Raw genomic sequence first — 19,345 nt, forward strand, 5'->3', positions numbered from 1 at the left:
CCCTTGTCCGGGGCGCTCACCTGCCCCCGTTTCCCTGTGGTGGGGGGGCCCCGCCCGGGGCGGGGGCCCCCCCGGGTCCCTCCGCGCCCCCCACGGGGCGGGAATGGGCCGGGCGGAACTTCACCCTGTCCGGGTGGGGCTCACCCGCAGACGATCATCACCGTCCTGGCAGACATCACTGGAACTCCATGAGGTACTCATGCTCGCGCGCTTCCTGACATCCGCCCGACGCCTTTTCACGGGCGCCCTCACCCTCATCGCCACCGCAGCCGCCGTGCTGGTGGCGGTGCCGCCCGCGCACGCCGACCCGACCGGCACGTTCACCCCCGGCACGTCCTGGACCGACACCTCGGGCAGGGCCCTGCAGATGCACGGCCTCGGCATCGTCAAGGTCGGTCCCGCCTGGTACGCCTTCGGGGAGAACAAGATCGGCAGGGATTCGTCCGACACGAGCTTCCAGTCCATCGACTGCTACCGCTCCACGGATCTGTCCCACTGGTCCTATCAGGGTGCCGCTCTGAAACGGCAGGCCGGCGGCGACCTGGGCCCGGGCCGCATCGTGGAGCGCCCCAAGGTCATCTACAACGCGTCCACCTCGACGTATGTGATGTACCTGCACATCGACAGCCCCTCGTACGGTGAGGCGAAGGCGGGTATCGCCACCAGCAGGACACCGTGCGGCACCTACGACTACCGGGGCAGTTCCCAGCCGCTGGGCCGCCAGAGCAAGGACCTCGGCCTGTTCCAGGACTCCGACGGATCCGGGTACCTGATGCGTCGGGACCCCTCCACCGGCCTGCGCATCGAACGGCTCTCCGACGACTACCTCTCGGTCGAGAGTACGGTCACGGTCTTCGCCGACGTCGAATCGCCCGCGATGGTCAACACCGGCGGTCGCTACTACCTGCTCGCGTCGAACCTGACGGGCTGGCGAACCAACGACAACGTCTACGCGACCGCCACCTCGCTCTCCGGGCCTTGGTCCTCATTCCGTACCTTCGCGCCCCCGGGCAGCAAGACCTACGACTCGCAAACAGCCAACATCATCCCGGTGCAGGGCACTTCGGCCACCACGTACATCTACGCGGGCGACCGCTGGAACACCAGTGATCTTGGCTCGTCCCCCATGGTGTGGCTGCCCCTGACCATCAGCGGGACCACCGTGGCAGTCGGCTGGCAGAACTCCTGGACTCTCGATGTGGGCGCCGGGACCTGGACGGGAACGTCCAATCCCTCCGGGACCCGCCGCCTCACCAGCGCGGCAAGCGGGCTTCTGATGGACGTCAGCGGCGCCGACAGCAACGACGGAGCGGGTGTCATCCAGTGGCCGGCCACCGGGGGCGCCAACCAACGGTGGACGCTCCACCAGGTCCGCGGGAACGTCTACACCCTGGTCGACGGCGGCAGCGGAAAGTGCCTGGAGATCCCCGGACGGTCAGCTGCACAAGGTACCCGCCTGGACGTGTGGACCTGCAACAACGGCACCAACCAACAGTGGGTGCTACAAGCCGCCGGCGCGTACACCTCCTCCTCGAACGCCTCGTACACCCTGGTCAACCTCAGCAGTGGATGGGTGGTCGACGTGCCCAAGGAGTCCACCACACCCGGCACGGCCCTCCAGCAGTGGGCCGCCACAGGCGGCACGAATCAGATCTGGACCCTGGGCTGACCTGGGCGGACAGGGTCGGTGGAAGCTGACAGGCCGGCCGCTTCCCGGCTCCGGGTCACCGATCCGGAGCGGGGAGCGGCTCCGCACACGATCTGACGAATGCGCGTACCGATCCGGAGAGTTCGTCGGGGCGACTGAGCCTCATCACCTCCACATCTGCCGCCATGCCCCGCAGGGGTCGGTAGATGAGTTCCGGCAGTGCGATGCGCTCCGCAGCGGCCGGAACCAGAGCCACACCGACGCCGGCGGAGGCGAGCGCAAGGGCGCCAAGGGTGCTGGTCACGAGATGGACGTGGGTCCCGTGCTCCGCCCGGGCGGCCCCCAATCGGTCGAGCACGCTCTGGTCACCCATGTCGGTTGCGTACACGATGAGGTTCTCTCCCTCCAGGTCCCCTGGGGTGACCGAGGCCGCGGAGGCGAGTACGTGGTCGGGGCGGACGGCGACCGAGAGGTTCGTCCGGGCTCCGCGCGTCACCGCAAGGCCGTCCGTGTCATGGAGACCGTTGTCGGGGCTGTACCCGACGTCGAGTGTGCCGTCCTGGAGGCCTTGAACCTGTGCGGAGGGCGGGAGCTCGGTCAGATGAAGCTCGACCGCGGGGTGAGCTCGGTGAAAGCGCCGCAGGTCCCCGGAGAGGATGCCTTCCAGCACCGCGACCCCGGAGAAGCCGATCCGTACTGCCCCGGTCTCACCTCTGACCGACTGCCGGGCGACGTCCAGGGCTCGGTCGGCCTGCGCCAGTGCACGCCGTGCCTCGAGCAGCAGCAGGTCTCCCGCTTCTGTCAGCTCGACCCGGCGGCTGGTACGGACGAAGACAGGGCCCCCCACCTCGCGTTCGAGTGCCTTCACCTGTGTGCTGAGCGTCGACTGGGTGACGTGCAGCCGTGCGGCAGCACGGCCGAAGTGGCACTCCTCGGCCACAGCCACGAAATAGCGCAGGTGACGTAGTTCCACGCGGACCTCCAATCGTTCTCAGCGAACAATAGATCAGATCTATCAATTGGCCCTATCAATGAAACGGCCGGAGACTGGGGATATGCCGATAACGACAACACTCCAGGACCGCCAGGACATCGCAGACCTCATGACAGGCTGGATCCACCGAGACCTGGGCCGATGGGACAGGCTCCGGGCGCTGTTCCACCCGGGAGCGCAGATCGAGATCACCTGGTTCGAGGGGGCGGCCTCGGACTTCGTCGACGCGTCAGCGCGGATGGCCTCCACGGACCTGCGCACCAAGCACCTCATCACCTCTCCCGCAGTGACGTTCTCTGCGGACGGCTCCCGCGCCGTCAGCGAGACCAACGCGGTCATCATCGCCGAGAACAGCAGCCTCGATCTGGGGTGCAACGGCCACAACCGTTTCATCGACCGGATCGAGCGCCGGAACGGCGTATGGCGCATCGTCGACCGCAAGAGCGTGTACGACTTCGCCACCTTCACCTTTCCTTCCGGAATCAGGGACATCGACCCCGAGGTGGTGGCCAGGTATCCGCGCGAGTACGGGGCACTTGCCTACGTGCTCGACTTGAGCGGGTTTCCCGTTCTGCGCACCTTCGCCACCAAGGGAAGCGAACTGGAAGGCGCCATCAAGAAGTCCGCGTTCGCCTGGCTCGGTGAGGAGGACCAGGGATGACAGCCGCCTTCGAGCCGTCAGGAACGGGAAGCAGCATGAAGCTGATCACCATCGAGGAGCACACCCTCGACACCGCGGTGGCGCGGGCATCCGCCGGGCGAGCAGCGGAGGTGAGCCCGCACTTCGCGACGGCGTACTCACCGGCCGGCGGACTCCCCTACTCCCCCACCCCCGAGGAGCTGGAAGATCTCGACCAGGGGCGCATCGCCGACATGGACGCCCACGGCGTCGACGTACAGGTACTGTCCAACCTCACCACACAGTTCCTTCCGGCCGACGTGGCGCCCGAACTGGTAAGAGGGGTCAATGACCGACTGGCGGCCGCCTGCGGCCGTCACCCCGGCCGTTTCGCCGCGTTCGCATCCCTGCCCACGACCGCCGCGGACCAAGCGCCGGCCGAGCTCAAGCGTGCCGTCGAGGAACTCGGACACGTCGGTACGCTCATTCACGGCCGTACGGATGACGAATTCCTGTCCGCCGAGCGGTTCGACCCCATCCTGCGGACGGCCGCGGAACTGCGGGTCCCGATCTATCTGCACCCCGCTCCGCCCACACGCGGAACCAGCGCGGTCAACTACGAGTCGGGCCTCGATCCCGTGGTCGCCACACGATTCGCCACTGCCGGATGGGGGTGGCACAACGAATCGGGCATTCGCTTCCTGCACCTCGTGCTCAGCGGAGCCCTGGACCGCTATCCGGACCTGCAGTTCGTCCTCGGTCATTGGGGCGAGATGATCCCCTGGTTCCTGGACCGTCTCGACGAGGCACTGCCCCAGCGCGCGACGGGGCTCGACCGGACCATCGGTGACTACGTGCGCCAGAACGTCTGGTACACCCCCAGCGGCATGTTCACCACACCTCACCTGCGCTTCTGCACCGAAGTCCTGGGCACCGACCGGATGATCTACTCGGCCGACTACCCCTTCGTGGGCAACGCGGGTGCCCGCGCCTTCCTGGAGAACTGCGAACTGTCCCCCGACGCCAAGCTCGGCATCGCGTACCGCAACGCCGAACGACTGCTCGGAATCTGACCGGACACCATGACGACCGGGTCGGGCACGACTGCCTTGACCAGGAGCCCACGGGACCTGGTCCGGATGCCCGATCTCCTGGTCAGACAGACGGCCCGTCATCGATCGAGCCGAGAATCGACTGCAGTTGGCGCAAGGAGTCTGAAAGGGTCGCGGCCGGCACCGCGGACAGCGTGCGCTGGAGCGCAGCCGTCGCCGCGGAGGTCGCCGCCTGCGCGCTGGTTACTCCTGCGGGTGTCAGCTGGACGCCATGGCTTCGACCGTCCGAAGGATCAGGGACGCGGGAGATGAGGCCACGCGCATCGAGCCGGCGCAGGACATTGCTCAAGCCACCGGTGGTCAGGAGCAGACGCGCCGCGAGCTCCTTTGGCCGCAGCCGGTAGGGGCTGCCGGCCGAACGCAACGCTCCGAGCACATCGAGTTCGGCAGGGGTAAGGCTCTGCGCTGCCAGAGTGGGGGCGATGGCTTGCTCCAGGAGGCCCTGCAAGCGCACCACGTGTTGGGAGAACGTCAGCGCCAGGCGTTCGTCCCCGGAACGGTTCGTGCTGTCGGCGGTCATGGCGCAACTGTATACGATTACACTTTCCCGATACCTTTCGAAAAAGCTATTAATCAAGGAGTTCCTCATGGCGGCTGTGACAGAAATCGACGGCGTTCGCGTCTTCACGGGTGACGGACTGACTGAGCCGCGGCGCGTATTCATCGAGGGCGCGGGCATCGTGGCCGGCGGGACACCCGCCTCCGTCGTCGACGGTACGGGCAAGGTGCTGCTGCCGGGCCTGATCGACTCACACATGCACGTACTCGGGCGAGGAGACCTGGAGGATCTGGCGAAGTCCGGTGTCACCACGGGGATGGACATGGCGGCTTGGCCCCTTTCCTTCGTCACCGAGATGCGCGAGCAGGCAGGCGTCGCCCAGGTCTTCAGCGCGACGACCCCGGCAGTCGGTCCGGGAGGAAACCACGCCAAGATGCCCGGATTCCCCCAGGACGGCGTCGTCACGACACCGCAGGAGGCACGCAGGTTCGTCGAGCACCGAGTCGCGGACGGCGCCGACTACATCAAGATCGTCACGGAGGCCGCACCGCCCGAGGGGATGGATCAGGTGACCGTGAACGCGATCGTGGACGTGGCTCATGAACACGGCCTTCTCGTGGTGGCGCATTCGATCACAACGGGTGCGTTCCACGTCGCGGTCGAAGCCGGTGTCGACATCAGCACTCACACACCCTTGGACGCAGTTCTCGACGACGACACCGTTCAGCGTATGCGGGACACCGGAATGGTGTCCTCGCCCACGCTGACGATGATGCGGGGAATCGCCGCGACCCGGGCTGCGGCAGGGCTCAGGTACGAGTACGCCCGTGACACGGTGACCAAGTTCCATGAGGCCGGCATCCGGCTCCTGGTCGGCACGGACGCGAACTCCGCGCCTGGCGTCCCGTTCGCTCCCGAGCACGGCACATCCCTGCACGATGAGCTGGGACTCATCGTCGACGCCGGCCTCACCCCCGTCGAAGCGCTCCGTGGAGCCACCACTCTCACGGCACAGACGTTCGGTCTCGACGACCGCGGCATGATCGAACCCGGCAGGCGCGCTGACCTGCTTCTCGTCGACGGCGACCCGACCACGGACATCACCGCGACCCGTGACATCGTCGGTGTCTGGATCGCCGGGGAGCGCATCCGGTGAGAAGAAGCCTGAATGGATGCCCTCCGTACGGGCGAACAAGCAGAACGGACACGACGGACACAGCATGAGTGATGCAAGCAGGGATGAAGCAGTGGCTCGCGCGAGCAAGGGGCCGTCACCCAGGCTCCGTACCCTGCTCGACACCATCCCGGCGTACGTACCCGGCAAGTCTGCTGCATCCACCGGCGGACCGAGCTGGAAGCTGTCCTCCAACGAGAACCCGTACCCGCCGCTCCCCGGCGTGCTGGAGGCCCTGGCCGCTGCAGCAGGGCAGATGCACCGCTACCCGGACATCCACTGCACCGAGCTCACGGGCCGGCTTGCGGAACACCTCGCCGTACCGGCCTCCCATATCGCCCTGGGCACCGGCTCCAGCGGGCTTCTGCAGCAGTTGATGCAGATCAGCGTCGACCCGGGTGATGAAGTCGTCTACGCATGGCGCTCTTTCGAGTCCTACCCGATCGTCACCCGCCTGTTCGGGGGACGCGCCGTGGAGGTGCCCCTCACCGGCGACGAGGCCCACGACCTCGACGCCATGGCACGGGCGGTCACCGAGCGCACACGCCTGGTGTTCGTGTGCACGCCCAACAATCCCACAGGCAGGGCGCTGCGCCGGGATGTCCTGGAGCCCTTCCTGGATGACCTACCGGCCGATGTGGTGATCGTCCTGGACGAGGCGTACGTGGAGTTCAACACCGACCCCTGCCGCGCGGACGGCTTGGAGGTCTACCGGAACCGGCCGAATGTCGTGACCCTGCGCACCTTCTCGAAGGCCTACGGCCTGGCAGGATTGCGGATCGGCTACGCGGTGGCACACCCGCGGGTGGCCGATGCTCTGCTCAGGACGGCCGTGCCCTTCGGTGTCTCCACCACCGCACAGAGCGCCGCGATCGCGTCTCTCGACCGGCACAGCGAGCTGATGGAACGAGTCGATGAACTGGTCACCGAACGGGGGCGCGTCCGGGAGGCATTGCTGGAGCAGGGCTGGACGCCGCCGGACAGCGAGGCCAACTTCGTCTGGCTTCGTCTTGGTCAGCAGACCACCGATTTCGCCGAACACTGCCGTGCCGCCGGCGTGGCCGTTCGACCGTACGGCCACGATGGCGTGAGGGTGACCATCGGCGAACGCCACGCGAACGACGCCGTATTGACGGCAGCCAGTGCCTTCCGTCGGGAGTTCCTCGCCGGATGAACCGACTGGAGCCCCGAGGCGAGGGAGCCATCAGAAGTCCTGGAGCCGCAGTGACGGACCCCTTGCAATGGCGGTCGGGGGCTTCGGGCCGTGAGGGGCCGTCCTCGATGGGAACCCGTACAGCTCGTCATCGGGGAACACGACACTCACATCGAGGTCTGGGAAGGGGCCGAGCAGCCAGGCAGCCGCATGGATCGCTTGGGCGAGCTGCGCGAGAACTGGGAGCGACACGGCATCGCCACACAACTGGACATCTTTCCTGGCGCGGGACACAGCGACCTCGCAGTCATCCCGACCGCGCTCTCTTTTCTGGCCGAACAGATCGAATCGTCGGCAGGCCGACCGCACACGTCAGCGGCTCCGCAGTGTTGACGAGAAGAACCCCCGATTCCGTGAGGAGCAGCAGGTCGAAGCTGCTGCCGGACGCAGCGGCATACCCGTTGGCAGAGAGACCAACCCATGGCCTTCCGCCGGACCGGGTGGGGGCTCCTCGACGACATACTCACGGCGACGTTCCAGTCGCCCCTGCAGTACCACCCGCATCGCCAGGCTCGGCCATACCATATGCTCCACCTCACCTGCTCAAACCGAGGTGGGCAAGGGTTCAGTGACTGAGAGGCTGGAAGGCGTCAATCTCTCGCTGAACGAATTTCTTGAAACTCGTCGGCTCACGGCCGAGCAGCCACGTGAGCACATTGGGATTACCGATGAAATCATGACTGCTGTAGCGTTTGCTGATCGCTCGCGCCGCGCTGGTGTGATAGGGAAAGCGGATTTCGTGCTCCGCACCCAGGGATGCCGCCGTGAATTCGTCGGCATCGATTCGCTCGGCAGCCACCTTGCGCCCCAGCACCTCGGATATGACCGCCGCTATGTCGTGTGCCGTGTAGCGACCGGGCGCGACCAGTTCATAGGTCGCTCCTGCGTGGCGATCGCTGTCGACCAGGACGGCAGCGGCCACCTCGGACACATCGCTCAGATCGACCATCGACTGGTATCGGTCCAGCGCCCACGAGAGACGGAAACGGCCCTGCTCGACAGCGGGCTTGAGCCTGTGTCGCAACATGTAGTTGGCAGGCTGGAGAATCGTGAACTCCATCCCGGACGAGAGCAGATGTTCCTCGAGATCACGCTTGACCTCGTGCTGGGTGAGGTCGGTGAGAATCGCATGGAGTACCGAGCTGAGGACGAAGTGCTTCACCCCGGCTTCCCGCGCCGCATCAATGGCGGCAAACCCCATCTCTCGCTCCTCGGGGTGAAGAGTCGGCCCGACGTAATAGACCTTGTCCACCCCGTGCATGGCGAGTGCCAGCACCGCGGAATCGGCGATGTCACCGACAACGACATCGGTCACGCCGGCAGAGCGAAGAGACTGGGCCGATCCTTCGGAGCGTACGCACGCACGGAGCGCCTGGCCGGCTTCCAGAAGTCGTGGAATCAGATGTTTGCCTTGATTGCCGTTGGCCGCGGTGACCAGTATCACGAAATCATCCCCTTGCACGCATTGGCTTGCCGACCCGCTCCAGGAACTCGACGCCGCGGGCTCTGTCCCCGGCGGCGATCCGGGCCCTGACGCCATCCTCAGGCGACTGCGAACTAAATGTCAACATTCCGAGAAAGGTAATGCACAACAGCACACTCCTTCCGGGCAGCCCACTCGCCCAGCCATCTCGCAGCATAGGCACATTGAGGTGCCACGACTACCGCCCGACCCCCTCGGACACGTCACCCGATGGCTAGACAAGCACGTGCGACGCACCCAGAGACGGGTAAAGTGTTGACAGGTTTGCAAGGGCTGCAGCCCGGTCCCGTCTGCGGACGGGACCGGCCCCTCCAGGATCAGCTGGTCTTCACGGGGAGCTGCAGATAGGAAGCGCGCTCTCCCCCGGTGTGGATGACGTGCTGTCCGCTGTTGGCGGGGGTGTACTCGCGGTTTCCGGGCATCATCGTGCCCAGGAGCGAGCGGCTGCTGATGACGAATCGGAGCTGCTCGCCCGCGTAGAAGGTGAGTCCCACCGGGAGCAGGTCGATCTCGACCTCGACGACATCGCCGGGGGAGAGCTTCTCGACCCGGTCGAAGCTGTGAGCGGGGACGTCCTCGGTGGAGAGCGCCTTGTCCAGGTGTCGCATCGAGACGCGCAGACGTCCGTCCGAGCCCTTGTACCGCAGGATCGAGGCGCCCCGCTCGGTGACGTCCTGGATCTGTGCGCCCTGATTGGGAACGGTGAACTGCTGCAGCGGCGTGCCGTAGGCGTCGAGCTTCTGGACGAGGACGAACAGATCCATGTCGTCGGACCCCTGCGCCTCGACCCAGAGGTGGGCCTTCGGGTAGCCGACCAGAACGGTCTCCTGGTCGAAGCGTGTCACGAACGACACCGTGTCGGGGTTGGCCCCCGCGGTGTAGCCCGCCGTCGCCTCGGCGGCGGGCGCCGCCGTCCCCAGCGTCCGGGAACGGCCGTCGAGGTAGTATTTCGCCTGCGTGACGCCCGCCGGCGGGAACTCGTCCGCCGGGACGTTCACCTGGTCGCCGCCTTCGAGGTCCAGGAGGGAGTAGCGCACGCGGGGCGTCTGCTCCCATCCGTTGTCCTCACCCTTGAGGAAGCGGTCGAAGAACCGGCGCAGGTCCTCCGTGTTCGTCTCGTCGTAGTAGTCGGGCCATTCCTGGCTGTTGTGGATCCGCAGCCACTTGTCCGTGGAGGCGATGCGGCGCCAGGCGCGGAAAGTGCCTGCGGTGTGCAGCGTGTTGGAGTAACTGGCGACGACGTAGGCAGGCACGGTGATGCGGTCGAACTGCGGAATCTTGTTCTCCCACAGGTCGTCCATCAACGGGTGGCGCTCGGCCTCCGTGACGATGTCCTCCCTCTGACCCTTGCCCCAGTAGCTGTTGTTCTGGAGCTGCTCGGCGAACCCGGTGTCCGGCATGCCGCCGCGCATCACCAGGTCGCGGTAGACGTCGCTCACGCCTTCCCACGGGTTGATGGCCGCCAGGTGAGGAGGCTGCTCCGCCGCGGTGAACCACTGCGAGACCGCGAGGTACGACGTTCCGCTCATGGCGACCTTGCCGGTGCACCAGTCCTGGACGCCCAGCCACTCGACCAGGTCGTAGCAGTCACGGCCTTCCTGTCGGTCCCATACGACGCTGTCGCCCTCGGAGTCCACCACGCCCCGGATGTCCGGGTTACAGATCGCGTAGCCCTGCGCGCACCAGTACGCCGGGTCCGGCCCCTCGAACTTCGCGAGGCCCGAGACGATCTTGTTGTCCAGCCCGACCATGCCGAAGATGCCCATCACGCTGGCGGACGTGCCCTGCCCCTTGCCGTACGGGCTCCACGCCACGATGACCGGCACCTTCTCCGATCCGGCGGGGCGGAACACGTCGACGTGGATCGTGACACCGTCGCGCAGGGTGACCGGCACGTCCTTCTCGAAGACGATGTCGACGGGCAGCGGCTTGAACGGCGGGGCGATCTGGAAACCCGCCTCCAAGGTTCGGGTTCCGGGCTCGAAACCGCTCAGGATCCCGTATCGGGGGCCCGGCTCCAGGGGCCGGGACGGCGTGAATACCTTCTGGTCCTCACTCATGGGGAGCTCCTCGCATCTACTTCATCCGCTGGTCAGGCTCTGGCCATTTGAGCGTACGTCCGCGACACCTATAACTCAACCTGTGTTGAGTTTCGTGTCGGGGAGGTACTTTTGGGACCATGACCGCTGATACGACTCCCGTAACCGCCGCACGCCGAGGCCGCCGGCCGGGGACGAACACCACCCGGCAGGCGGTCCTCGACGCGGCTCGCACCCGATTCGCGACCGACGGCTTCACCGGAACCACGATCCGACGGGTAGCAGCCGATGCGGGCGTTGACGCGTCGTTGGTGATGCAGTTCTTCCGCTCGAAGGACGAGCTCTTCGCTGCTGTCATGTCCGTTCCCGCGGACGCGTTGACGCGCTTCAGCGCGGCCTTCGAGGGGACCGACGACCTGCTCGGCGAACGCGTAGTCCGCGCCTTCATCGAGGTGTGGGAAGTCGACGCCCGGACTTCGGAGCCGCTCATGGCGATGCTCCGCGGCGCGATCGTCAACGAGCAGGCGAACAAGCAGCTACGCGAGTTCCTCCAGGAACGCCTGCTCGTCGACGCTATCGCGTCACGCGCAGTCGATGGCGCGACGCTCCGGGCGGGCATCGTGTCGTCGATGCTCGTCGGGCTCATGGTGGGTCGAGGGATCGTTGGTGTCCCGACGCTCACGGGAGCGGAGCGTGAGACGCTGGTCGCGCTGGTCGGACCCGCCGTACAGAGTGTGCTGGTTCCGACACCACCGGCCACCGACGGCAAGGAGTAGGGCGATGGCGGCGATCGACGGTCGCATCTACGTCGAAGGACACCCCACCACCTGCCCGCCCGACCTGCACGACGCCGCCGACGAACTGGAGCGGTCTGGAGGCGTGGCCTGGATCGGACTGATGGACCCCAGTCCGGATGATCTCAAGACCGCCGCTGTCCGGTTCGGTCTGCACCCACTGGCCGTCGAAGACGCACACAAGGGACATCAGCGCGCGAAGCTCGAGCGATACGGCGACACCATGTTCGTCGTACTGCGGCCCGCTTCGTACGACGACCGAAAGGAGCGCGTGGGCTTCGGCGAGGTCCACCTGTTCGTCGGCCCTCAGTTCGTCATCACCGTCCGGCACGGCACCGTGCCGGACCTGTCAGTGGCCCGCGACGCCCTCGAGGCCGAGCCGCAGTTCCTCAGTACAGGACCCGAAGCGATGCTTACGGCGTTTCTCGACATCGTCGTCGACGGCTACGCGCCCGTGGTCGCAGGGCTGGTGAACGACATCGACGAGGTCGAGGACAGTCTCTTCGGGGAGGGGAACGCCGATCCCGCACTCTCGAAGCGGATCTACCGGCTGCTCGCACAGGTGATCGCACTGCAGCGCGCGATCGGTCCGCTGCCGGACATGGTCCAGGGCCTGCTCGGTGGCGCCGGCAGGTATGGCACCGGTGACGAGGTGCAGAACCGGCTGCGCAACGTGCTCGACCACACCATCCGGGTGACGGAACGGGTCGACGGGTCCAGGTCCCTGCTGGAGAACGCGCTGACCGTCCACTCTACGCTGGTGACGGTGGAGCAGAACGAGGCCATGCGGCGCATGTCGAGCGCGAGCCTCGCCCAGGGCGAGGAGAGCCGCCGCCTGGCTGAGGAGACCATCGAGCAGGGCGAGCAGGTGAAGAAGATCTCCTCGTGGGCGGCGATCCTGTTCACCCCGACACTGGTCGCCTCCATCTACGGCATGAACTTCGACCACATGCCGGAGCTCCACTGGGTGGCGGGGTACCCGTTCGCCGTCGCGCTCATGATCGGCTTCGGTGTCGGGCTCTGGGGCGTCTTCAAATGGCGCCGTTGGCTTTGAGTGACAGTGCCGGCCGACGCGTCATGCCCCGCGTTCCCGTGCGCGCGGGGCCGGTCCGTCGTCGCCAGGGCTGGAAGGCTTACAGCTCTGATGCGGAGAAGAGCGTACGCCGGTCACCAACAGCCGCTCAGCCGTGGGTGGCGCCCCTGCGGTCGGGGGTGAGCAGGTAGGCAATCGCCATGTCGCTGAGTTCGTCGGCATAGCGGCGCCTGGCCGTCTCGCCCGTGACGGGGTCGGGGCGCACCGAGTTGTGGAAGCAGGCGCCCAGCACGGCGCGGGCCGCGGTGTCCAACGCCTCCTGCGGGTGGGAGCGCTGGATCTGCCTGGTATAGGGGGCCGCCGCTTCGAGCAGGAGGCGGTGGATCTCGGTGATGGTGTGGGCCCCGCGGTCGATGGTCTTGTTCCTCCCGGCGCGCAGCAGGGCGGGGAAGAGACTGTTGCTGTCGGCGAAGGATTCCAGCAGGGCGTGCGCGTAGGCGTCCATGACGCCGGAGAGTGAGGGCTCGGCCACGCGCAGCCGCTCGGCCATGTACTCCTCGCGGCGTTCCAGCATCCGCTCGGTCAGGGCGGTGATCAGCTGTTCCTTGTCTTCGAAGCGGCGGTAGATCGTGCCGACGGAGACGCCGGCGCGCTCTGCGACGCCGGTCATCGTCATCTCCTCCAGGCCGGATGAGGCGGCAATCTCCTCAGCGGCCTTCAGGACGCGAGCCAGTGTCGCGGCGCTGCGTGCTTGCTGGGGCTGCCGGTAGCTCAGCGGGCGGTCGGGCTCCTCAGTCATGTCCAGCATCGTAGTGGGGTCTCGGCGGGGTTCTTTTGACAAGTGGTCCACACCTCTGGGTATCCTCGTTACGTGAATGCGGATTCGCATTCACATATTACGTGGAGGTTCGACCATGACCGACAACCAGATCTCACCGCCCGTGACGGTGACCCTCGAGTCCGGACCCACCGGTGGGAGCATCGACGACTTCGAGCTGTTCTACGCCCGCCGCGCCGTGGACCGCTTCCGGACGCTCCTGGGCCGCCAGGGTCTGCTCGACCTCCTCGCCGCGGACATCGAGGAGGGCAACGCCTTCCTGCGCGAGAGCGCCCGCACCTCCGACGGCCGCTTCAAGGGGGGAACGACCGTGCTCGCAACGAAGGGCCTCACCTCGGGTGCGTTCCTGGCCTGGATGGACAAGGCGTTCGCCGGCGACGAGCGCGCGCTTCTCGCGTCGCACCCCGAGCACTACGTGATGGGCACCGATGAGATCGGCGCGCGCGTGGTGGAGAACATCGGCCCCTACGTCTCCTCCTTCTACATGGGTGGCTGGGGATCGGACGCAGTGGCCTGGGCCGCGGACGCGGACGAGCTTCTCCCCGAGTCCGAGTTTCCTCGCAAGATGTCCTCGAACCTGTTCCTGGCGGACGGCACGGTGGTCGGGCGGGCGCTGATCCAGTTCGGTGACACCACTGACGGCTTCACGGCGAACCTGACCGTCTACTTCCCCGTCTCCTGCCCGGACGAGGTCCTGGACCACCATCTGCGGCACTACGCCGTCGAGTTCAGGAACTGGATCGTCGCCGCCGCGGCTGCCCAGGCCTGAGGCTTCGGCCCGACATCTGGTCGGCAGCCGCGAGGCTGCCGACCTCATGAGCGGGTGCCGAGCCCGACAGGCCGGCCCCTCCCGGTGGGAATTGATCTTGGGCTTGGAAGGCCGCCTGGACTCGGCATCGCGCCTTCATCTCACGGTCGTACGACCGGATGTTCTCGGTGAATGCCCGAACAGCGTGCCGATGAGGGCGGCCCGGACCGTGCTTCAGCGTACGGGGACTCGGGTGCGGCCTCGCCGCCGTCTCCACCGCACCACCCCGGACAGAGCTCCGCCCTCTCCGCGCACTGCAGGAAGCACAGAAGGACTCAACGATGCCCAAGCACTCCACGCCGCCCGGCACGAAACGCAAGCTGGTCCTGGTCGTCCTCGGCCTGGCAGCCCTGATCACCACGATGCTGTGCGCGTTCGCGCTGCCCTCGCTCCACAGTGGCCCGCACCATGTCCCCATCGGCATCAGCGGGGCGCAGTCGACCGTGGGCGACCTCCGGCAGCACATCGACGAGGGCGCGTGGGACGTCCGCGTCTACGAGACGCCGGCGGACATCCGGTCCGCGGTCGAGAGCCGCGATATAGCCGGTGGGATCGCCGTCACCGAGCAGAGCGTCGACGTGTACACCGCCACCGCCGGCGCCCCTTCCGCGACCGGCGTCGTGACGGCGCTCGGTGAGACCGTCGCCGCACAGCACACCAAGGAGGCATCCGTTCACGACCTGGTGCCCTTCACCGAGGATGATCCCCGGGGCACAGGGCTGACCTCTGCGCTCATGCCCATGATCTTCGGCGGCATCTTCCCCGCCCTGATACTCAGCAGCTTCTTCCCGGGCCACCGTGGACTGCGCACCCGCATCGCAGGGGCTCTGCTCTTCTCCGTGGTGGCGGGCGCGGTCGTCGCCGCCGTCCTCCGGTTCGCCACACACTCGATCGAGGGCGACTACGGGATGTCCGCCCTCGGAGTCATCCTCGGCATGGCCGCCATGTCCACCACCCTCCTGGGGCTCCAAGCCCGGTTCGGGATGGCGGGGTTCGCCTTCGGCAGCGCTCTGATGATGCTCCTGGGCAACCCCCTCTCAGGTATCGCCACGGGCCCCCACTGGCTCCCCGACGGCTGGGCCACGCTGGGCCAACTACTCCCCCCGGGCGCCGCCGGCAGCCTCCTGCGCACCAATGGCTTCTTCGACAGCGCAGGTGCCGGCCTTCCGACCCTCACCCTCGCCGTCTGGGTCGCTTTCGGTATCGCCCTCGCCTTCCTGGCAGACCGGCGTGGCAGGCGCCCGGCCTCCCCTCAGCCCGAGACCGCCCCCACGGCCGCCATTGCCTGAAGTGCAGGCCGGGCGCTGCTCCCGCGAGGCGACACGGACCCGCTTGTCGCGCTCGAGGTCAGCGCTCGCACGATGGCCGTCGTAAGGACGAATGCCGGTCCACGGTGTGGACGGTGTGCAGGTGAGCGAAGAACACGAGCCCGGACGCCGGCCGCCGCCGGTCGGGCGCGGGCAGCGGATCAAAGCCACCCGCCTTCGACCGCGAGGCATACAAGCAGCGCATTACCGTTGAGCGGTGCATCAACCGCCTCAAGCAGTGGCGCGGCATCACGGCCCGTCACGGGAGGACAGCCACGATCGACCTGGCTGGACTCCACGTCACAGGCATCGCCTCCAGTCCGCACGGCGATCCGGACCAAAGCCCCTGGCAGCGTAGCCAGGTGACCTTCGGACGACGGCTTACGCCTCCTCTTCGACCCAGCTCATGAGCTTGCGGAGCTCCTTGCCGGTGGTCTCCAGCAGGGACTCGCTGTCGGCCTTCTTGTACTCGTTGTACTTGGGCAGACCGTTGTGGTACTCGGCCATCCACGCCTTGGCGAAGGTGCCGTCCTGGATCTCGGCCAGGACCTTCTTCATCCCGGCCTTGGTGGCGTCCGTGATGATGCGCGGGCCGGTGACGTAGTCGCCCCACTCGGCGGTCTCCGAGATGGACCAGCGCATCTTCTCCAGGCCGCCCTCGTACATGAGGTCGACGATGAGCTTCAGCTCGTGGAAGCACTCGAAGTACGCGATCTCCGGCTGGAACCCGGCGTCGGTCAGCGTCTCGAAACCGGCCTTGACCAGGGCGGCTGTACCCCCGGCAAGGACGGCCTGCTCACCGAACAGGTCGGTCTCGGTCTCCTCGGTGAACGTCGTCCTGATGACGCCGGCGCGCGTACCGCCGATGCCCTTCGCGTACGAGAGGACCAGCGGGAAGGCGTCCCCCGTGGCGTCCTGCTCGACGGCGACCAGACACGGGACGCCTCGGCCTTCCTCGTACTGGCGGCGGACCAGGTGGCCCGGGCCCTTCGGGGCGACCATGCAGACGTCGACGTCGGCCGGCGGCCTGATGAAGTCGAAGCGGATGTTCAGGCCGTGGCCGAAGAACAGCGCGTCGCCGTCCTTGAGGTTGTCCTTGACGGACTCCTCGTAGACCTGGGCCTGGATCGGGTCCGGGACGAGGATCATGATGACGTCGGCCTCGGCCGCGGCCTCGGACGGGGTCACCACGCGCAGGCCCTGCTCCTCGGCCTTGGCCTTGGACTTCGAACCCTCGTGCAGACCGACACGGACGTCGACACCCGAGTCACGCAGCGACAGCGCGTGGGCGTGCCCCTGGCTGCCGTAACCGAGGACCGCGACCTTACGGCCCTGGATGATGGACAGGTCGGCATCGTCGTCGTAGAACAGCTCGGCCACTGGGTCTTCTCCTTGGTGTGCAGGTGTTGCGTCCCACCGCATGCCGGCGAGCGGAAAGAAAGGGGGATCCGAGGCGCACTCGAAGCCACCCCTGGTTGATTGTCCCGAAGTCACGGGGCCTGGCAGGGCGAAACGAACGGATCGCCCCGCCAGGCCCGTATCGCCTCTTCGGCCCCAGGGGGATGTGCCGTCGTGCCACAACGTGTGGGTGACGGGCCCGGGACGCGAGGCCCGAGCCCGCCACACGGTCAGCTGCGAGCCTCCGCGGCAGCGACGATCCAGTTCCTGAACTCCACGGCGAAGTGCCGGAGGTGGTGCTCCAGGACGTCCCGCGGGCAGGACGTGGGCAGGTAGACGGTGAGACTCGAGGTGAAGCCCTCGTCCGTCTCGCCGAACTGGATCAGAACCCGCCCGACGACCGTACCGTCGGAGAGGAAGAGGTTCGTGGCCTTCTTGTACGGGAAATCGGCCTGCGGGAGCAGCTCGTCCGCGTCCTCCGCCCAGGCCATCGCTTCCGCTGCCCAGTCCCCGAGGTAGAAGGAGCAGATGTGGGGGCCGACGTTCTCCACCACGTGGACCGAGCCGTTCGCCTGGCCGACCATCACGTAATGCTCCGGCTGTGCCGAGAGGAGCACCTCCTCGTCGGCGAACGCCTTGTCCATCCAGGCCACGAACTCACCCGCCCCGAGGCCCTTCGTCGAGAGCACCGTCGTGCCCCCGGCGAAGCTGCCGCCCGAGGCCTGGGCGCTTTCCCGCAGGAAGGCGTTGCCTTCGTCGATGTCCGCGGCCAACAGGTCGAGCAGGCCCTGCCGGCCCAGCCGCGCACGGAAGCGGCCCAGCGCTCGGCGTGCGTAGAACAGCTCGAAGTCGTCGATGTTCCCAGCGCCGGTCGGCCCTGAAACGAGTGTCACGTCTGCTGGTGCCGAAGTAGGGCTGTCAGTCATTCTCAGAACCTCACTGGGATGCGAACGTGGACTCACATTCGCAATAGTAGAAGTGCGCGCTCGATTCCTGTCAAGGATTCGGACGCGGTGATGGGGTCGATACGACTTGCGCGTCGCAATGGAGGCACCGCCCTCGGCACCTGCTTCCACCACCCGATCCGCCAGGACCGCCCCACCGACGAGGCGGCCCGGCGCCGGTGCGCGGACGACCTCCGCGACATGGCGATCGCCTGGCTCCTGACGTCCGGCCGTCGCCGAGCCGACCGGACCCAGGCGCCGGCGAAGCCGGGACAGGGCACCAGGACCGCCGCCCTCGGCTTCGGTCGGCAGGTACGGCGGCCGGCTCGGGCCCGCGCGCCGGTCTCCTACTTGGCCTGGATGGCCTTGAGGAAGCCGACCCTCCCTGCCTCGCTGTGCTCGCGCAGCACGTTCGTCTTCATGTCAGGGTGGTGCTCGGCGTTCGGCTCGGGCACCGAGGGATTGCCGGTCCACGACATCAGCCGGCAGACGCGGTGCCGGATGCGCCATCCCTCGTCGGTGCGGATGAGTTCGTCGTCGTACCAGCCGGTTCCCTGCCAGGTCGGACCGCCCTCGGCGCCTTCGCGCACGAGAAGCCAGTTGCCGTAGCTGAAGGCGTAGGCCTTGTCGCCGTCGACGTGCACCAGATGGCCCATCATCGTGTGCTGATGGCCGGTCAGGCTCTCGTGGAACTCCGCGAAGGAGCGCTTGAAGGTGGCGAGGCCGGTCCATGCGTTCCCGGCAGGGCCGAATTCCGCCGTCACATCCTCCGCGAAGACGCGGTCGAACAGGTCCCATTGGTGGGCGTCGAGTGCGAGACCGTAGAGGTTCAGGACCTCGATGATCGCGGCCTTGTCGTGTTCAGCCATGCTTGCGCTCCTCGTCGTCTGTAAGCGAATGCCGGCCGAGACCGCCGCCCGCCGCACAATGGTTTCATCGCGTCACCTCCGGGCCGGCAGCTCGCGAGGAGGCCGGTCGAACCGGCCTCGCGGCACAGGGAAGCAACAGCGAAGGGGATCGCACCTCGCCGACCGGACGCACACTCCTCAGCTCGGCGTCCGCACTGACCGGCGGGTGCCATCACACTGACCGGGCGGTGGGTGATGTCACTCTCGGCTCGTCCACCTCGGCCGCCCGGCACCCGGGCTGCACCTTTCCCGCACAGCGGCCCAGGGCCGGAGCGAGTAGCGGAGATGGGGACCATCATCAGGAGCTACGACAGGCCTGTCAACACTTTGCGCCGGACCGAACGGTCAGCGCCCCCCGGTGAACAACAGGAGGGTCATCGGCACACACGAGCTTCGCCCGGCGCCCACCCAGCCGTGAGCACGCATGAGAAGGAGAGAAGCAGGCGACCCGGCGGGCCGGACGCCACCGCACCTCATTCGCACGCGATGAACAGGGCCTGATCAACAGTAGAAAAATGTTGACACTCTGTCGTA

Annotated in this window: 17 protein-coding genes and 1 pseudogene; 10 read left to right on the forward strand and 8 right to left on the reverse strand. The window is 67.1% G+C overall.

What is annotated here, in order from left to right; all coding sequences use genetic code 11:
• The first annotated feature begins 199 nt into the window (after positions 1-199).
• Positions 200-1,669: an RICIN domain-containing protein gene (locus ABZ371_RS00335; RefSeq protein WP_358672336.1), complete on the forward strand. Its 1,470-nt coding sequence runs from the start codon at positions 200-202 to the stop codon at positions 1,667-1,669.
• Positions 1,670-1,724: 55 nt separating this feature from the next.
• Here the strand turns inward: ABZ371_RS00335 and ABZ371_RS00340 are convergent, their stop codons facing one another.
• Complete coding sequence (locus ABZ371_RS00340) at positions 1,725-2,621, reverse strand: LysR substrate-binding domain-containing protein (RefSeq protein ID WP_358672337.1); 897 nt, start codon at positions 2,619-2,621, stop codon at positions 1,725-1,727.
• Positions 2,622-2,703: 82 nt separating this feature from the next.
• Between ABZ371_RS00340 and ABZ371_RS00345 the strand changes: the two genes are divergently transcribed.
• Both ABZ371_RS00345 and ABZ371_RS00350 read left to right on the forward strand, forming a co-directional pair.
• A complete protein-coding gene (locus ABZ371_RS00345; protein ID WP_358672338.1) occupies positions 2,704-3,303 on the forward strand; it encodes a nuclear transport factor 2 family protein in 600 nt (199 codons plus the stop codon).
• On the forward strand, positions 3,300-4,334 hold the full coding sequence (locus ABZ371_RS00350; protein ID WP_358672339.1) for an amidohydrolase family protein: 1,035 nt from the start codon (positions 3,300-3,302) through the stop codon (positions 4,332-4,334). The genes ABZ371_RS00345 and ABZ371_RS00350 overlap by 4 nt, the downstream gene beginning before the upstream one ends.
• 82 nt (positions 4,335-4,416) lie before the next feature.
• On the opposite strand, the gene ABZ371_RS00355 is transcribed toward ABZ371_RS00350, so the two are convergent.
• Positions 4,417-4,893 (reverse strand): MarR family winged helix-turn-helix transcriptional regulator, encoded by a 477-nt coding sequence (locus ABZ371_RS00355; protein ID WP_358672340.1) that lies wholly within the window; start codon positions 4,891-4,893, stop codon positions 4,417-4,419.
• Here ABZ371_RS00355 and ABZ371_RS00360 point away from each other — a divergent pair.
• Positions 4,892-6,028 (forward strand): amidohydrolase family protein, encoded by a 1,137-nt coding sequence (locus tag ABZ371_RS00360; protein ID WP_358672341.1) that lies wholly within the window; start codon positions 4,892-4,894, stop codon positions 6,026-6,028. The genes ABZ371_RS00355 and ABZ371_RS00360 overlap by 2 nt on opposite strands.
• Positions 6,029-6,092: 64 nt before the next feature.
• Positions 6,093-7,220, forward strand: coding sequence for a histidinol-phosphate transaminase (gene hisC / locus ABZ371_RS00365; protein ID WP_358672342.1), 1,128 nt, complete (start codon positions 6,093-6,095; stop codon positions 7,218-7,220).
• Positions 7,221-7,824: 604 nt separating this feature from the next.
• Here the strand turns inward: hisC and ABZ371_RS00370 are convergent.
• Together ABZ371_RS00370 and ABZ371_RS00375 are read right to left on the reverse strand one after the other, a co-directional pair.
• Complete coding sequence (locus ABZ371_RS00370) at positions 7,825-8,703, reverse strand: NmrA family NAD(P)-binding protein (protein ID WP_358672343.1); 879 nt, start codon at positions 8,701-8,703, stop codon at positions 7,825-7,827.
• 356 nt (positions 8,704-9,059) lie between these two features.
• Positions 9,060-10,802, reverse strand: coding sequence for a CocE/NonD family hydrolase (locus ABZ371_RS00375; protein ID WP_358672344.1), 1,743 nt, complete (start codon positions 10,800-10,802; stop codon positions 9,060-9,062).
• A gap of 119 nt (positions 10,803-10,921) precedes the next feature.
• Here ABZ371_RS00375 and ABZ371_RS00380 point away from each other — a divergent pair, with 119 nt between their 5' ends.
• Positions 10,922-11,557, forward strand: coding sequence for a TetR family transcriptional regulator (locus ABZ371_RS00380; RefSeq protein ID WP_358672345.1), 636 nt, complete (start codon positions 10,922-10,924; stop codon positions 11,555-11,557).
• A 4-nt stretch (positions 11,558-11,561) separates the two neighbouring features.
• Positions 11,562-12,629, forward strand: coding sequence for a magnesium and cobalt transport protein CorA (locus tag ABZ371_RS00385; RefSeq protein ID WP_358672346.1), 1,068 nt, complete (start codon positions 11,562-11,564; stop codon positions 12,627-12,629).
• 127 nt (positions 12,630-12,756) lie between these two features.
• Here ABZ371_RS00385 and ABZ371_RS00390 read toward each other — a convergent pair whose 3' ends face one another.
• Positions 12,757-13,407: a TetR/AcrR family transcriptional regulator gene (locus ABZ371_RS00390; protein WP_358672347.1), complete on the reverse strand. Its 651-nt coding sequence runs from the start codon at positions 13,405-13,407 to the stop codon at positions 12,757-12,759.
• Positions 13,408-13,522: 115 nt separating this feature from the next.
• Between ABZ371_RS00390 and ABZ371_RS00395 the strand changes: the two genes are divergently transcribed.
• The 3 genes and pseudogenes from ABZ371_RS00395 to ABZ371_RS00405 all read left to right on the forward strand — a co-directional run.
• Entirely contained in the window at positions 13,523-14,215 is a 693-nt protein-coding gene (locus tag ABZ371_RS00395; protein WP_358672348.1) for a hypothetical protein, read from the forward strand.
• Positions 14,216-14,535: 320 nt separating this feature from the next.
• Positions 14,536-15,543 (forward strand): hypothetical protein, encoded by a 1,008-nt coding sequence (locus ABZ371_RS00400; protein ID WP_358672349.1) that lies wholly within the window; start codon positions 14,536-14,538, stop codon positions 15,541-15,543.
• A gap of 173 nt (positions 15,544-15,716) precedes the next feature.
• Positions 15,717-15,812: pseudogene (locus tag ABZ371_RS00405) on the forward strand (IS5/IS1182 family transposase); the annotation flags it as partial.
• Positions 15,813-15,942: 130 nt separating this feature from the next.
• Here ABZ371_RS00405 and ilvC read toward each other — a convergent pair.
• From ilvC to ABZ371_RS00420, 3 genes are all read right to left on the reverse strand, one after another.
• Positions 15,943-16,941: a ketol-acid reductoisomerase gene (ilvC, locus tag ABZ371_RS00410; RefSeq protein WP_358672350.1), complete on the reverse strand. Its 999-nt coding sequence runs from the start codon at positions 16,939-16,941 to the stop codon at positions 15,943-15,945.
• A 248-nt stretch (positions 16,942-17,189) separates the two neighbouring features.
• Entirely contained in the window at positions 17,190-17,885 is a 696-nt protein-coding gene (locus ABZ371_RS00415; protein ID WP_358672351.1) for a hypothetical protein, read from the reverse strand.
• A 365-nt stretch (positions 17,886-18,250) separates the two neighbouring features.
• Positions 18,251-18,772 carry a nuclear transport factor 2 family protein gene (locus tag ABZ371_RS00420; RefSeq protein ID WP_358672352.1) on the reverse strand — a complete coding sequence of 174 codons (522 nt, stop codon included), beginning with the start codon at positions 18,770-18,772 and terminating at the stop codon, positions 18,251-18,253.
• Positions 18,773-19,345 lie beyond the last annotated feature (573 nt).

Origin of the sequence: Streptomyces sp. NPDC005899, assembly GCF_040629645.1 — a bacterium.
GTDB lineage: Bacteria > Actinomycetota > Actinomycetes > Streptomycetales > Streptomycetaceae > Streptomyces.